16 protein-coding genes and 1 tRNA gene are annotated in these 13,343 nt (G+C 76.4%); 5 read left to right on the top strand and 12 right to left on the bottom strand.

The window, feature by feature from the left end:
- Positions 1–13 precede the first annotated feature (13 nt).
- Both J3P29_RS17385 and J3P29_RS17390 read right to left on the bottom strand, forming a co-directional pair.
- Positions 14–397, bottom strand: coding sequence for a DUF1304 domain-containing protein (locus tag J3P29_RS17385; protein ID WP_210495487.1), 384 nt, complete (start codon positions 395–397; stop codon positions 14–16).
- A gap of 26 nt (positions 398–423) precedes the next feature.
- The gene (locus J3P29_RS17390) at positions 424–921 is read right to left on the bottom strand and encodes a VanZ family protein (RefSeq protein ID WP_210495488.1); all 498 of its coding nucleotides are present in this window, start codon (positions 919–921) and stop codon (positions 424–426) included.
- A gap of 74 nt (positions 922–995) precedes the next feature.
- Here J3P29_RS17390 and J3P29_RS17395 point away from each other — a divergent pair, with 74 nt between their 5' ends.
- On the top strand, positions 996–2,303 hold the full coding sequence (locus tag J3P29_RS17395; RefSeq protein ID WP_210495490.1) for a hypothetical protein: 1,308 nt from the start codon (positions 996–998) through the stop codon (positions 2,301–2,303).
- A gap of 49 nt (positions 2,304–2,352) precedes the next feature.
- Here the strand turns inward: J3P29_RS17395 and J3P29_RS17400 are convergent.
- Positions 2,353–2,425 (bottom strand) — tRNA-Ala (locus tag J3P29_RS17400).
- 76 nt (positions 2,426–2,501) lie between these two features.
- On the bottom strand, positions 2,502–3,293 hold the full coding sequence (locus tag J3P29_RS17405; RefSeq protein ID WP_210495491.1) for an aminoglycoside adenylyltransferase domain-containing protein: 792 nt from the start codon (positions 3,291–3,293) through the stop codon (positions 2,502–2,504).
- A 140-nt stretch (positions 3,294–3,433) separates the two neighbouring features.
- Here J3P29_RS17405 and J3P29_RS17410 point away from each other — a divergent pair, with 140 nt between their 5' ends.
- The 3 genes from J3P29_RS17410 to J3P29_RS17420 all read left to right on the top strand — a co-directional run bounded on the left by J3P29_RS17410 (position 3,434) and on the right by J3P29_RS17420 (position 5,581).
- Complete coding sequence (locus J3P29_RS17410) at positions 3,434–4,612, top strand: 5-(carboxyamino)imidazole ribonucleotide synthase (protein ID WP_210495493.1); 1,179 nt, start codon at positions 3,434–3,436, stop codon at positions 4,610–4,612.
- A 106-nt stretch (positions 4,613–4,718) separates the two neighbouring features.
- Complete coding sequence (gene purE / locus J3P29_RS17415; protein WP_246852268.1) at positions 4,719–5,222, top strand: 5-(carboxyamino)imidazole ribonucleotide mutase; 504 nt, start codon at positions 4,719–4,721, stop codon at positions 5,220–5,222.
- A 32-nt stretch (positions 5,223–5,254) separates the two neighbouring features.
- Positions 5,255–5,581 carry a hypothetical protein gene (locus J3P29_RS17420; RefSeq protein ID WP_210495494.1) on the top strand — a complete coding sequence of 109 codons (327 nt, stop codon included), beginning with the start codon at positions 5,255–5,257 and terminating at the stop codon, positions 5,579–5,581.
- An 86-nt stretch (positions 5,582–5,667) separates the two neighbouring features.
- Here J3P29_RS17420 and J3P29_RS20150 read toward each other — a convergent pair whose 3' ends face one another.
- The 5 genes from J3P29_RS20150 to J3P29_RS17445 form a co-directional block, all read right to left on the bottom strand.
- Positions 5,668–6,087, bottom strand: coding sequence for a DUF202 domain-containing protein (locus J3P29_RS20150; protein ID WP_210495495.1), 420 nt, complete (start codon positions 6,085–6,087; stop codon positions 5,668–5,670).
- A gap of 59 nt (positions 6,088–6,146) precedes the next feature.
- Positions 6,147–7,103 carry a VWA domain-containing protein gene (locus J3P29_RS17430; RefSeq protein WP_210495496.1) on the bottom strand — a complete coding sequence of 319 codons (957 nt, stop codon included), beginning with the start codon at positions 7,101–7,103 and terminating at the stop codon, positions 6,147–6,149.
- The gene (locus J3P29_RS17435; protein ID WP_210495498.1) at positions 7,100–8,011 is read right to left on the bottom strand and encodes a DUF58 domain-containing protein; all 912 of its coding nucleotides are present in this window, start codon (positions 8,009–8,011) and stop codon (positions 7,100–7,102) included. Before J3P29_RS17435 ends, J3P29_RS17430 begins: the two co-directional genes overlap by 4 nt.
- Positions 8,012–8,015: 4 nt before the next feature.
- Positions 8,016–9,122, bottom strand: a complete 1,107-nt coding sequence (locus J3P29_RS17440) for a MoxR family ATPase (RefSeq protein ID WP_210495499.1) — start codon at positions 9,120–9,122, stop codon at positions 8,016–8,018.
- 143 nt (positions 9,123–9,265) lie between these two features.
- Positions 9,266–10,732: a SpoIIE family protein phosphatase gene (locus J3P29_RS17445; RefSeq protein ID WP_210495500.1), complete on the bottom strand. Its 1,467-nt coding sequence runs from the start codon at positions 10,730–10,732 to the stop codon at positions 9,266–9,268.
- Positions 10,733–10,984: 252 nt separating this feature from the next.
- Between J3P29_RS17445 and J3P29_RS17450 the strand changes: the two genes are divergently transcribed.
- Positions 10,985–11,371: a Na-translocating system protein MpsC family protein gene (locus tag J3P29_RS17450; protein WP_210495502.1), complete on the top strand. Its 387-nt coding sequence runs from the start codon at positions 10,985–10,987 to the stop codon at positions 11,369–11,371.
- On the opposite strand, the gene J3P29_RS17455 is transcribed toward J3P29_RS17450, so the two are convergent.
- From J3P29_RS17455 to J3P29_RS17465, 3 genes are read right to left on the bottom strand one after another with little or no spacing between them, the layout of a single operon-like run.
- Positions 11,368–12,429, bottom strand: a complete 1,062-nt coding sequence (locus tag J3P29_RS17455) for a HAMP domain-containing sensor histidine kinase (protein ID WP_210495503.1) — start codon at positions 12,427–12,429, stop codon at positions 11,368–11,370. The genes J3P29_RS17450 and J3P29_RS17455 overlap by 4 nt on opposite strands.
- Positions 12,430–12,433: 4 nt before the next feature.
- On the bottom strand, positions 12,434–13,087 hold the full coding sequence (locus J3P29_RS17460; RefSeq protein WP_210495504.1) for a response regulator transcription factor: 654 nt from the start codon (positions 13,085–13,087) through the stop codon (positions 12,434–12,436).
- Positions 13,088–13,089: 2 nt separating this feature from the next.
- Positions 13,090–13,305 carry a hypothetical protein gene (locus tag J3P29_RS17465; RefSeq protein WP_210495505.1) on the bottom strand — a complete coding sequence of 72 codons (216 nt, stop codon included), beginning with the start codon at positions 13,303–13,305 and terminating at the stop codon, positions 13,090–13,092.
- Positions 13,306–13,343: the final 38 nt, after the last annotated feature.

A 13,343-nucleotide genomic window follows, 5' to 3' on the forward strand; every position in this document is an offset into this window, starting at 1 on the left:
ACGGCGCGCCGGCTCAGCCCGCCAGCGCGATCGCCGTCAGCACCACGCCGACCGCCGGCGCGCCGAGCTGGATGAGCGCCGAGCGCGCCTTGTCCGGCGACGAAGCCAGCAGCACCAGGCCGGCGGCGACCATCATCCCGGCGCCCGTGAGTACCAGCGTCCCGCCGACGGTCTCGTTCCCGGCCGCCGCGAAGACGATGCCGGCGGCCACGGCGATCGCCAGGAAGAGGTTGTAGAAGCCCTGGTTGTAGGCGAGCTCGCGCGTCGCCTCGGCCTGGTCGGGGGTGGTGCCGAAGACGGCCCGCGCCCGCGTCGTCCACCAGAACGACTCGAGGACGAAGATGTAGACGTGGATCGCGGCGCCGATCCCCGCGAAGACCAGACCGAGCGCGAGCATGGGCGGCACCGTACCGGCGTGCGCGGTCAGGCGGGCAGCGGCTCGCGCGTCCCCCGCCGTCGGTGCCGGCGCAGGGCGACGGCCGCGAGCCCCACGCCCACGACCGCCCCGAGCGCGTTGCCGAGCCAATCGCTCGTGTCGCACGAACGGCCGATCGCCGGCACGAGCGCCTGCAGCATCTCGATCCCCGCGGACAGGACGCAGGCCGCCGCGAGCGCGGCCAGGGGCCGGCGGCTGGCCACGGCGGCCAGGTAGGCGGGCGCCACGAACAGGACGAGGTTGGCGAACAGCTCGACGCGCGCGGGCGTCGGCAGCGACCACCCGACCTCGCAGCGCGAGAAGAGCTCGCGATCCACCGGGACGAGCGTCAGCGCCGCGAGGGGGAGGAGCGACAGCAGCGCCAGGGCCCACGCGATGCGCGGGCGGGAGGCGAGGGCCGGCGCGGCGAACGGGCCGACGACCACGAACGCCGCCAGCACCGCCGGCATCAGCCACCGGTGGGCCAGCAGGAAGTCGGTGATCACGCCATCACGGTGGCAGGTCCGACGCGGTGCTGTGGGCGGCCGCTGCCGCCGGGCCTGGCGTGTACGGTCGACCGATGGGTGGGATCTGCGAGGAGCCTGGCTCAGCGCGCCGGCAAGCGTGGGGCACCGCCGGCCGGGTCGGCGCGTCGCTGGTCACGTCGGCCGTGTGCCTCGCCGGCTTGGCGGGTCTCGGCGCGGTGTCGGCGCAGGCGCGCGGTGGCGAGTGGGCCGCCCTGGCGCCGACGGACGCGCTTGAGACCGGTGGGTCCTCGAGCGGCGCGACGGTCGACGACGGCCAGGTCAACTGGCTACTACAGCGCAGGGCCGGCGTGTTCCCGTTCGAGACGACCGGATTCGACGTTCGGACCGTGCCGCTCGCCGGGGGGCGGGAGAGACGCGTCACGCTCGACGTTGGTGCTCTCGAGCGTCCTCAGCCCGCTGGCGGTGTGGATGTCGACGTCGTGAACCCGGCGGCGAGGTGGCACGACGGCCGCGTCGTGGTGGTCGGTCAGTGGGCGCTTCCGGCCGCCGACCCGACGACGAACGCCCGCGGGTTGGAGAGCGGGTTCCGGGCGGTGTTCGACGCCGGGTCCGGGCGTCTCCTCTCGCAGCAGCGCGTTCCCGCGCTCGGGGTCAGCCCGGTCTCCGGCGGACGGCTCGCGGAGGCCTTCGTCCCCGGCACGGCACCGGTGCTTCGCGCGGAGACCGTCCAGGGCGGGGCGATCGTCGACGGCCTCGACGGAGGGCCGCTGGGGGCGTCGCCCGCCGTCGCCGAGACCAGCGGAGCGTCGGCGCTCGTGTTCGACGGGCCGCTCGAAGGCGCGAAGCCCCGGTGGGCCCGCGGGGTCGGCGCCGCGCACGTGGTGGATCTGCGGACGGGCGCCGAGCGGTACCGCGTCACGGCGCGGGCATTGACGACCGCGGCCGGAGTCGGTCGGTCGTCGCGGCCCCAGCTGGCGCTCGCCCCCGACGGCGGACTCTCCGTCACCGTGGCCTCCCGCCGCGCGAGGACCCTGCATGCGGTCGCCGTCGACGCGAGCGGGCGGGTGCGCCGGGTGAGCCGACCGCTCCGCCGGGCGACCGCCGTCGCCGGCATGGTCTTGGGAGAACGGTCGATCGTCGGCGCGACGCTCGAGGGCGCGGGGGCGCGCGGGCGTGAGCAGGACCGGCTGTGGCTGGCCGATGCTCGCGGACGCCGCGGGGTGCGCCTGAGCTTCGGCCGACAGCGCCATGGGCTCGTGCGGAGCACGTTCGCGCCGTTCTGGTGGGACGGCCGCACCGCCGCCTGGGACGCCGAGACGAAGCGCGGGCGTCCGGGGATCGTCGTGACGCGGACCCGCGGTCAGCGGCTCACCGCACGAGCGGCACCGTCGGGCCTCTAGCCCCGGCACCACGCCTCTGCGGCGCGCCGCCCCGACGTCGACGTCCCCATGGAGCCTGGGGGATTCGAACCCCCGACCCTCTGCTTGCAAAGCAGATGCTCTACCAACTGAGCTAAGGCCCCCGGTCGCCCAAGGGTAGCGGCCCCGGCGGGGCGGACACCACCACGCCGCTGCCGGCGACGGTGAGCGCGGCGGTGGTCAGGGCGAGACGGGCGCGTCGCCGGAGGCCGCCGCGTGGGCGCGGTCGGCGAGCAGGTGCGCCAGGGCGGTGACGCGCGGGACGAAAGCGGTCCAGTCATCGGCGGACGTGCCCAGGTAGCCGTCCCGCGCGCGCTCCAGCAGCTCGCGGTCGGCAGGCGTCAGCGTGGGGGCGACCGCGTCGGCGGCGGCGTCCTTCGTGACGATGCGGCCCGTGCGCAAGGTCACGAGCATGCGGGACAGGACCAGCAGCGTGTTGCGCTCGTCGCCCTCGATCTCCTCGAGGATGTCCGGGATCGCCGCCAGGTTCGCGCGGCGGAGCATCGCGGGCGGCACCGGTGCGACGAGGTCCTCCAGCGGCGCCCCGCGCAGGACGCGGTGCCCTTCGTGGGCGGTCGCGACGAGCGTCACGGCGTCCGGGTCGTCCTCGGGGTGCGGTGCGCCCCCGGCGAGCAGCTCGGCCCGGAGCCACTCGCCGTACTGGAAGTCGCGATGAGCGCGGGCCTCCCACGACGTCCCCGCGCCCGCCACGAGGCTCGTCAGCTCGATGGGGCGTCGGGTCTCGGGCCTGGGGTCCGCGCCGACGGTCGGACCGGACGTGTGGAGCAGCGCCGACACGAGCTCCGCGCGCTCCGTACGCGTCAGGGACCGGCGGGTTATCACCAGGAGGTCGAGGTCGCTGTTCGGGCGCAGGCCGCCGGTCACGGCGGAGCCGTACAGGTAGACGCCGAGGACGCCGCCCGGGTCCGCGCGGTCCAGGTGCTCGAGGATCGGGGTGATCGCGTCGATCATCGTCGGGCAACCGTCCCACGTGAGGCGATCAGCCGCGTGGGTCGCGGGGTGGCCGGTCGAGAGATCGGGCTGCGGGGTGCGCGAGGCGGGGAGGCGCATCGCGCCGGCCCTCGCGCCGCGCCGCAACTACCCTTCACCCGGTGAGCAGCGAGATCGTGCACGCGCGCCCCGCCCAGGACGAGTCCGGCCCGCGGCGGCCGCGCGTCGGGGTGCTCGGCGCCGGGCAGCTGGCCCGGATGGACCAGCAGGCCGCGATCCCGCTCGCCGTCGACCTGCGGGTGCTGGCGAACGACCCGTCCGAGGCCGCGGTGCTCGCCGGCGTCGAGGCGGTCGTCGGCTCGACGGACGACCTCGACACGCTGCGCGCGTTCGCTGTCGATGTCGACGTCCTGACCTTCGAGTTCGAGGGCATCGACCCCGAGCACCTGCGCACGCTCGAGGCCGAGGGGCACCGGCTCGTTCCGTCGCCCGCGGCGAAGCTCGTCGCGCAGGACAAGCTGCACCAGCGGCAGACGCTCGGGGACGCCGGCTTTCCCGTCCCGCCGTGGATCCGCGCGACGAGCGCCGACGAGGTCGTCGCGTTCGCCGAGCAGCACGGCTGGCCGCTCGTGCTGAAGGCCCCGCGCGGCGGGTACGACGGCCGCGGCGTGCAGGTCGTCGACGACGTGGACGAGGCCGCCGCGATGCTCGCCGGCCTGCCCGACGGCGTCCTGGTCGAGCCGAAGCTGCCGATCGAGCGCGAGGTCGCCGCGCTCGTCGCCCGCACCGCCGACGGGTCGAGCGTCGTCTACCCCGTCGTCGAGACGGTGCAGCGCCACGCGATGCTGCGCGAGCTGATCGCCCCGGCCGAGATCCCCGCCGCGCTGGCCGACGAGGCCGCAGACCTGGCGCGCCGCATCGTCGAGCACATCGACGCCACCGGCCTGATCGCCGTCGAGCTGTTCGTCACCGCCGAGGGCCTGTCGGTCAACGAGCTCGCGCTGCGCCCGCACAACTCGGGCCACTACTCGATCGAGGGCGCGGTCACCTCGCAGTTCGAGCAGCACGTCCGCGCGGTGCTCGGCTGGCCGCTCGGCTCGCCCGCGCTGACCGCGCCGGCCGCCGTCACCGTCAACGTCGTCGGCCCGGACGACGGCAGCGACCCGGCGTCGCGGCTGCCGCAGGCGCTCGCCGTCGAGGGCGCCCACGTGCACCTGTACGGCAAGGGCGCCCGGCCCGGCCGCAAGCTCGGCCACGTCACCGCCCTCGGCCCGGACGTCGAGACGGCGCGCGCGACCGCGTGGCGCGCCGTGAAGATCCTCGAGGGCGACGCGGCGTGAGCCGTCCCGGCGACCTCCCCGCCGCCGCGCCGCCCGTCGCCGGCCGTCCCGTCACCCCGGCCCGCGACCCGTTCGCGGTCCACCACCCGCACCCCTGGAGTCCCGCATGAGCGCACCGACCGTCGGCATCGTCATGGGCAGCGACTCGGACCTGCCGACGATGCAGGCCGCCGCCGACGCCCTGGACGAGTTCGGCATCAGCCACGAGATCCGCGTCGTCTCGGCGCACCGCGCGCCGCACGACATGGTCCGCTACGGCGCCGAGGCCCACGAGCGCGGCCTGCAGGTGATCATCGCCGGCGCGGGCGGTGCGGCCCACCTGCCGGGCATGCTGGCGTCGACCACGCCGCTGCCGGTCGTCGGCGTGCCCGTCCCGCTGAAGCACCTGGACGGCATGGACTCGCTGCTGTCGATCGTGCAGATGCCGGCCGGGGTGCCGGTCGCGACCGTCGGCGTCGGCAACGCCCGCAACGCCGGCCTGCTCGCCGCGCGCATCCTCGCCACTGGGGACGCCGAGCGGACGGCGGCGATCCTGCGCGCGCAGGAGGAGCTGCTGGCGGCGTCGCACGAGAAGGACGCGCGCGTCCGGGCCCAGACCGGGCAGGCGTAGCGGAGCACCGGTCGGCCTGCGAGGCTGGCCTCGTGCCGGTGCCCCTCGCGATCTCCGCCGGCGGCGGATCGGGATCCGGCGGCCCCGACGCCGTCGTGATCGTCGTCGCCGTGATCGCGGCGCTCGTCGTCCTCCCCGCCCTGGTGGGCCTGGCGCTCCGGGCCCACGACGCGCGCCGTCCCCGCGGACGCGACGACGACCCGGCCGACCAGCGCCGGGACGCTCGGCGCGAGCCGTTCTCGCACACGCTGGGCGGTGCCTGGGGCAACGCGGGCTGGGCCCAGTCGCCGCGCGCCGGCTGGACGATCGTCGGGGCCCTCGCGGCGGCGGTGCTCGTCGTCTGGCTCTTGATCCGCTGACGGCCCCGCGCGTCCGCCGCGCCGCGGTGCCATGCGGGGATCGCGGCGTGACGGCAGGCCGACGCCGCGTCAGGCGCGGCCCGCCCCTACGTCTCGAACAGGATGATCGCCAGCATCGCGACGCCGGTCAGCAGCCCGACGAGCGACACCAGGCCGGTGACGCGGTCGCTCGTGGCGGGGAACTCGCCGCGGCGCACCGCGCGCTCGACCTCGAGCCGGCGGCGGTGGCCGTAGGCGATGGCGACGAGGCCGATGATCGAGAAGCCGACGCCGAGCGCCGTGTAGGGCCACTGCACGTCGGCGTCCGTCAGCTCGGGCACCACGCGCGCGGCGGCGAGGGCGGCGGTCAGCGCAGTCAGGCCGGTGCGCCACCAGGCCAGGTACGTGCGCTCGTTGGCGAGCAGCGTCCGGCGGCTGTAGTCCCGCGGGTCGAGCGGGCGCGCGCTCCACGCGCGCTCGCGCTCGGCCTCCTCCTCGGGGGTCAGCTCCTCGGCGGCGCGGTCCACTCCGTCACGGTACCCCGGGCCGCCCGGCGCGGCGTGACGTGCTGGTGACGCCGCGGCCGCTACGCGACCCGGCTGCGCCAGCGCACGCCCAGGCCCACGCCGGCGAGCAGGACGAGCAGCGCGGCGCCGGCGAACCACGCGGTGATCTCGCGCTGCTCGGACTCGGTCGCCACGCGGGCGCCGACCTGCTCGTAGATCTTGTCCAGCTCGTTCGCGTCGTCGACGGTGAACGACTCGCCGCCGGACACGCGGGCGATCTGGCGCATCGTCTCGGGGTCCGGGGGCACGCGCAGGATGCTCGCGCCGTAGCGGCCGCCGGTGACGTAGCCCTGGTCGGTGCCGAGGGCCACCGTGTAGACGGGCACGCCCTCGCGCCGGGCCCGCTCGGCCACGGCGATCGGGTCCTCGCCCGTCATCGACGCCCCGTCCGAGAGCAGCAGCACGGCGCCCGGGGGCTTGTCGCCGCCAGCCGGATCGCCCTCGGCCTTCAGCGCGTCCAGGGCCACGGCGAGCGCGTCGCCCGTGGCGGTGCCGCCGTCGGCCCGCAGGGCGTTCAGGGCGTCGCGGACGACGGCGCGGTCCGTCGTCGGCTCCTGCACCGTGCTCGGCGTCGAGGAGTAGCCGATCAGGCCGACGCGGGTCTGCGCCGGCACGCCGTCGAGGAACGACAGGGCCGCGTTGCGGGCCGCGTCCATCCGCGTCGGCTGGACGTCCTGGGCGTCCATCGATCCCGAGGCGTCGGTCACGAGCATCACGGTGGCGCGCTCGACGGGCACCTTCACCGTGCGCTCGGGCCGCGCGATCGCGACCGCCAGCAGCGCGACGGCGGCGGCGAGGAGGACGGCAGGAAGCCAGCGGCGGTGCCACGGCTGGGCGCCCGCGATCGCCCGCAGCGTCGACACCGCCGGCATCCGGATGGCGTGCCGCTTGCGCCGCGCGCGGGCGGCGCGCAGCGCCAGCCAGCCCGCGGGCAGGAGCAGGAGCAGCAGCAGGAAGAGCGGGGCGGCCAGGCTCACGCCAGCCCCCGGCCCAGCTCGCGCAGCCAGTCCCCGTCGGTGGTGACGGTCAGGAAGCCCGAGCGGGTGCGGCGCACCGCGGCCCGGACGCCCTCGCGGCGCTCGCTCTCGGCGCGGGCGAACGCCTCGCGCAGCCGCCGCGACGACGTGTCCACCTCGACGTCCTCGCCCGTCTCGGGGTCGACCAGCAGCAGGGTGCCGGCGTCGGGCAGCGCGAGCTCGCGCGGATCGACGACCTCGATCACGAGCACCCGGTGCTGGCGCGCCAGGACGGACAGCGGGCGCTCCCAGGCGGAGCCGTCGCGCAGGTCGGACACGACCGTCACGATGCCGGGCCGCCGCGCGATCCGCGTCAGGCGGCCGAGCGCCGTCGCCAGGTCCTCGGCGTCGGCCGTGCCGTCGGGCGCGACGCCCTCGGCGAGCGCGCGGTCGACGGTGCCCAGCGCGCCGCGGCCCCCGGCGGGCGGCACCAGGCGCGTGGCGCCGGCCCCGGCACCCCACCGGAAGAGGGCGATCCGCCCGCCGCGGCGCACGCCGACGCGCGACACGACCCGGGCGACGCCCTCGGCGACGTCCGACTTCAGCCGGTCGCGGGTGCCGAACGCCATCGACGCCGACACGTCGAGGGCGATCCACGTCGTCACGGTCCGCTCGGGCACGTGGACGCGCACGTGCGGCTCGCCGGTGCGCGCGCTGGCCGCGGGGTCCAGGTGGCGGACGTCGTCGCCCTCGACGTACGGCCGCAGCTGGCTCAGCTCGGTGCCCGACCCCAGGCCGGCGGCGCGATGCTCGCCGGGCAGCACGCCGCCGGTGCGGCGCGCGAGGGCCAGCTCGATCGCCTGCACGGCGGGGCCCCCGACGCGGCCGGGGCCCTGCCGCCCCGGCGGATCGATCAGCGGCGTCGGCACGGGCTCAGGCGGCGTCGGCCACCGCGGTCGGACGGTCCGCGCCGGGCCGGTCGTCCGGGCCGTCCGCGTCGTCGCCGACGGTGCCGCCCAGCTCGCCGGCGGACGGGTCGACGGCCCGCATCACGCGGCGCAGCACGTCGTCGGGCGTCATCCCGTCGGCGTGCGCCTCGTACGAGAGCACCAGGCGGTGGCGCAGCACGTCGGGCGCGAGGGCGCGCACGTCGCGCGTGGTCACGTAGTCGCGGCCGCGGAGCACGGCGAGCGCCTGCGCGGCCTGGACCATGCCGATCGGCCCGCGGGGGCTGGCGCCGACGTCGACGACGCCGCGCAGGTCGTCCAGGCCGTAGCGCTCGGGGTGGCGCGTGGCGTCGGCGAGCTGCACGGCGAAGCGCACGACGCTCGGGTCGACGTGCGTGGCGCGCACCGTCTCGCGGTGCCGCAGCAGCCGCTCCGGCGTGATGAGCTGGCGCACCTGCCCGCCGCCGGCGACAGCCTGCTGCACGACGGTGGCCTCGTCCTCGATCGACGGGTACTCCACGAGCACCTTCAGCAGGAAGCGGTCGACCTGCGCCTCGGGCAGCGGGTAGGTGCCCTCCGACTCGATCGGGTTCTGCGTCGCGAGGACCAGGAACGGGTCGGGCAGCGCGAACGTCTCGCCGCCCAGGGTGACCTGCCGCTCCTGCATGACCTCGAGCAGCGCGGACTGGACCTTCGCGGGCGCGCGGTTGATCTCGTCCGCGAGCAGCAGGTTGCCGAAGACGGGGCCCAGCTGGGTCTCGAACGTCCCGGTGTCGGGGCGCCAGATGCGCGTGCCGACCAGGTCGGCGGGCACCAGGTCGGGCGTGAACTGCACCCGGCGGAACTGGCCGCCGAGCACGGTGGAGAGCGTCTTGACGGTCAGCGTCTTCGCCAGCCCCGGGACGCCCTCGAGCAGCACGTGTCCGCCGGTCAGCAGCGCGACGAGGACCCGCTCGAGCATGGCGTCCTGGCCGACGACGACCCGCTTGACCTCGTGCAGCACGGCCTCGAGGTCGCGCGAGGCCGCCTCGATCGGGCGCTCGGCGGCGGGCGCCGCAGGGGTGGGGTCGGTCGGCGGCTGCGGGGTGCTCATGCGGGGCGGTCTCCGGCGGGGCGGTCGGACGTCACGACCTACGGTAGGCGGTCCTGGGTCACATCCCCATAAGTGGCCGTCGCCACACCCCGGGCGCGACGCCCCGGTGCCGGGGGCGGGGCCGGCGCCGGCCCCGCGCGCCGTCAGCGGGACGTCGCCCCGGACGCGGTCGGGGCGAGGACGACGATCGTCGCGTCGTCGTCGAGCGGCTCCTTGGCCGCGCTCAGGACCGCCTCCTCCACCGCGTTCACGGTGCTCGCCGCCGTGGCGTTCGCCGCCGTGCGGGCCGCCGCGATGATCCCGTCCGTGCCGAACGGCGTGCCGTCGGAGCGGACCCGACCCGAGATGCCGTCGGAGTACAGGATCACCCGGTCGTCCGCCGCCAGCCGCCGCGACCCAGTCGGGGGGACCGACGCGTCCTCGCTGTCGCCGATCGGCGGCCCCACGGGCTCGTGCAGCAGCTCGACGCGACCGTCGGCCGTGATCAGGATCGGCGGGACGTGGCCGTGGTTGATCCAGGTGAACGTCGCGGAGGCGGCGTGCCACCGGGCGAGGATCGCCGTCGTGTGCGTCTGCGGCGCGCCGAGATCCGTGAGGGTGTCGTGCATCAGCCGCGAGCACTCCTGCAGGTCGCCCTCGTTGCGCCGGGCGGCCCGGAAGGCGCCCAGGGCGACGGCGGCGAGCCCCGCCGCCCGCGCGCCCGTCCCGGCGACGTCGGCGATCCCCAGCCAGGCGCCGTCCGGGTTCTCGGCGTAGTCGAACCAGTCGCCGCCCACCCGGTACGAGGGCAGGACGTTGCCGGCGACCCCGGCCCCGTTGATGCGCACGACGCGGGGCGGCAGCAGGTTCTGCTGGATCTCGGACGCCGGGGTGATGCGCTTGCGCCGCATCGCCATCTCGAAGACGTCGGTGTAGTGGCTGCCCAGCTGCAGGGCCGCCGCGCCCTGGCGGGCCAGGTCCTGCAGCGTCTCCTCGCGGGCCCCGAGGGCGATGAGCACGCCGATCGCGCGGCCCCGCAGGTACATCGGGACGACCGTGGCGTGCGGCATCCGGCTCTCGACGAGGTGCCGCAGGGACGCGATCGCGGAGCGTGGCAGCTCGGGGCCGACGCCGAGCGAGACCGGCAGCTCGTCCGGGAAGTCCGCCGCCCCGGCCAGCCGCAGCAGGCGGGACCCGTCGATGTCGACGAGGTACAGCGCGACGGTGGCGCCGCCGGACAGCCGCGTGGCCTCGGCGACGAGCTGCTCGCCGAGCAGGTACGGCGGGACCTTGTTCAGGACGTCGGCGACGTCGATGACCGCCGGGACGGTCGCCGCGAGCTCACCGGCCGGACGCAGCGCGTCGCGCTCGTTCGCCTCGGCGTCGTCGCGCGCCTGCTGCGCGGCGGCCGCGACGAGGTCGCTGCGCCGCGGGAAGTGCCGGTAGGCCGTCGCGCGCCCGACGTGCGCGACCTCGGCGATCCGCTCCATGCTCGCGTCCGGGTCCTCGCGCAGGACGGTCATCGCCGCCGACACGAGGCGCGTGTAGTTGAGGGCCGCGTCGCTGCGCTGGCGGCGCGGGGCGGCACGCCGGTCGGCGTCCGCGATGGGGTCTCTCTCGTCGCTCGTCACGGTGCGGGGGACGTCGCTCCGGGGCCGATGTGGGGGCATACCGAGACACGACGTCCCGGTACGGCGGGGATCCTATCCGTTTCGGCCGTCGACTGGACAGACGAACGGCAGGGGGTAAAGTGAGACAGGCGTGTGCGCGAGTCGTGCGTCGTGCGAGACTGCGGTCTCAGTTCTGTCCTCGAGGATGACACGCTGCCCGCCCCCCTACCCGGGGGTCGGTCGGCCGACTCGTCCGATCCCGGATCCCTCGGCATGTCCGCCCTCACCCCGCCCACACCGCCGCAGAGCCCGGCCGAGCGCAGCCCCCTCCAGGCGGTCGCGGACGCCACCGCGCGGCATTACAAGGAGTACTTCGGCCGCGGGCCGACGCGCTGCCGGGCGCACTTCGCGGGCAAGGACGCGATCGTCTGCGTGCTCGAGAGCACGATGAGCCTGGCCGAGCAGCACCTGGTGGCGCACGGCGACGCGGAGCGGATGCGCGACGGACGCCTGGCCGCGCAGCAGTCCGTGCAGGGGATCCTGCGGGCGACGGTCGAGGAGCTGTGCGGGCGCCCGATCCGGTACGCCGTCAGCGGCATCGACGTCCGGGCCGACGTCGTCACCGAGCTCTTCGCGTTCCACGAGGACGCGGCGGACTAGGCCGCGGCGGGCAGGCGCACCGTCACGCGCAGCCCGCCCTCGGGCGGCGCGACGAGCGTCAGCGTCCCGCCGTGCGCGTCGGCGACGGCCCGCACGATCGACAGGCCCAGGCCGGACCCGCGGCCGTGCCGCCCGAGCCGCTCGAACGGCTCGACCAGGCGGTCGACGTCCCCCGGCGGCACCACCGGCCCCGAGTTGGCGACCGTCAGCACCGCCCACGCGTGCCCGCCGACGTGCTCCGCGGCCGTCTCGACGCGCACCCAGCCGCCGTCGGCGTTGTAGCGCACGGCGTTGTCGACCAGGTTCGCCGCCACGCGCCCCAGCAGCGCGGGGTCGCCGGCGGCCACCGCCTGCTCGCTGCGCGCGTGGACCGTGAGCGTCAGGCCGGGGCAGGCGGGCGCGGCCGCGACGGCGCGACGCGCGGCGGCCGTCAGGTCGACGGGCTCGCGGCGGTCCGGGCCCCGCTGGCTGCGGGCCAGGGTCAGCAGCGCCTCGAGCAGCGCCTCCAGCTCGTCCGTCCCGGCCAGCACCCGCTCCCCCATCGCCCGCAGCTCGGCCACCGTCGCGTCGGGGTCGGCGAGCGTCACGTCGACCTCGGTGCGGATGGCGGTCAGCGGGGTGCGCAGCTCGTGCGAGGCGTTGGCGACGAAGCGGCGCTGGGCGCCGAGGCTGGCCGCCAGGCGGTCGAGCATCGCGTCGAACGTGTCGGCGAGCTCGCGCACCTCGTCGTCCGGCCCGTCCAGCCGCAGCCGCTCGTCGAGCCGCTCCTCCGACACCCGCCGGGCCGCCGCGGTCACCGCGCCGATCGGCCGCAGGGCGCGGCCCGCCGCCAGCCACCCGAGCGCCACCGCCAGCAGCGTCGTCCCGACGAGCACGAGCAGCAGCTGCACGCCGACGCGGTGCTGAATCGGGTCGGCCAGCCGGGCGGGCAGGGTGCGCCGCAGGTGGCCGCCGAGCAGCTCGTACGCGACGACGAGCACGAGCAGCGTGGACGCCGCGAAGAGCCCGGCGTAGAGGGCGGTCAGCCGGCCGCGCAGCGGCAGCCGCAGGCGGCTCACGGCGTCACATCCGGTAGCCGGCGCCGCGCACGGTCTCGATCACCGCGGGCTCGCCGAGCTTGCGCCGCAGGGTCACCAGGACCATCCGGACGGTGTTCGTGAACGGGTCGACGTTCTCGTCCCACACCCGCTCGAGCAGCGTCTCGGCGGTCACGACCTGTCCGTCGGCGGCCAGCAGCTCCTGCAAGACGCCGAACTCCTTCGGCGACAGGTCGAGCGGCCGGCCGGCGCGGGTGGCGACGTGGCGGCCCGGGTCCAGGACCACGTCGCCGCGCTCCAGGACGCTCGGGCGCGGACGGCCGGAGCGGCGGCCGAGGGCGTCGACGCGCGCGGACAGCTCGGCGAAGCGGAACGGCTTGGTCAGGTAGTCGTCCGCGCCGATCGCCAGCCCCTCGACCATCTCGTCGAGCGTCGCGGCGGCGGTCAGCATCAGGATCTTCGTCTCGGGGCGCTCCTCGTGCAGGGAGCGGCAGACGTCGTCGCCGTGGACGAGCGGCAGGTCGCGGTCGAGCACGACGACGTCGTAGGGGTGCACGCGGGCCTTCGCGAGCGCCGCCTCGCCGTCGGCGGCCACGTCGACGGCGATCCCGCCGCGGCGCAGCCCGCGCGCGACGGCGTCCGCCACGCGCTCGTGGTCCTCGGCCACCAGGACGCGCACGGTCAGACCTCGGGCTTCGGTCGCGGGGCGCGGCGCTCGGGCGGGCAGTCGACGAGCTGGTGCGGAACGGCCTGCACGCGCCGCTCGGCCGCCGCCGCGGCCGCGGCGCCCTCGAGCCGGGGCTCCATGCCGGTCAGCCCCAGCACGCCGGCGGCGAGCAGCGCCACGCCGGTGGTGCCGGTGACGACGATCGGGAGGGCCGCGCGCGGGGAGGACATGGCCCCCACCAGCCAAGCGGAGCGCCCTGAGGACGGGC

Source organism: Patulibacter sp. SYSU D01012 (assembly GCF_017916475.1).
Classification (GTDB): domain Bacteria; phylum Actinomycetota; class Thermoleophilia; order Solirubrobacterales; family Solirubrobacteraceae; genus Patulibacter.

Excerpts from the sequence above, each read along its gene's own strand:
- J3P29_RS17385 (WP_210495487.1), bottom strand. The coding sequence starts at position 397 with ATGCTCGCGCTCGGTCTGGTCTTCGCGGGGATCGGCGCCGCGATCCAC.
- J3P29_RS17395 (WP_210495490.1), top strand. The coding sequence starts at position 996 with ATGGGTGGGATCTGCGAGGAGCCTGGCTCAGCGCGCCGGCAAGCGTGG.
- J3P29_RS17405 (WP_210495491.1), bottom strand. The coding sequence starts at position 3,293 with ATGATCGACGCGATCACCCCGATCCTCGAGCACCTGGACCGCGCGGAC.
- purE (WP_246852268.1), top strand. The coding sequence starts at position 4,719 with ATGAGCGCACCGACCGTCGGCATCGTCATGGGCAGCGACTCGGACCTG.
- J3P29_RS17440 (WP_210495499.1), bottom strand. The coding sequence starts at position 9,122 with ATGAGCACCCCGCAGCCGCCGACCGACCCCACCCCTGCGGCGCCCGCC.
- J3P29_RS17450 (WP_210495502.1), top strand. The coding sequence starts at position 10,985 with ATGTCCGCCCTCACCCCGCCCACACCGCCGCAGAGCCCGGCCGAGCGC.
- J3P29_RS17465 (WP_210495505.1), bottom strand. The coding sequence starts at position 13,305 with ATGTCCTCCCCGCGCGCGGCCCTCCCGATCGTCGTCACCGGCACCACC.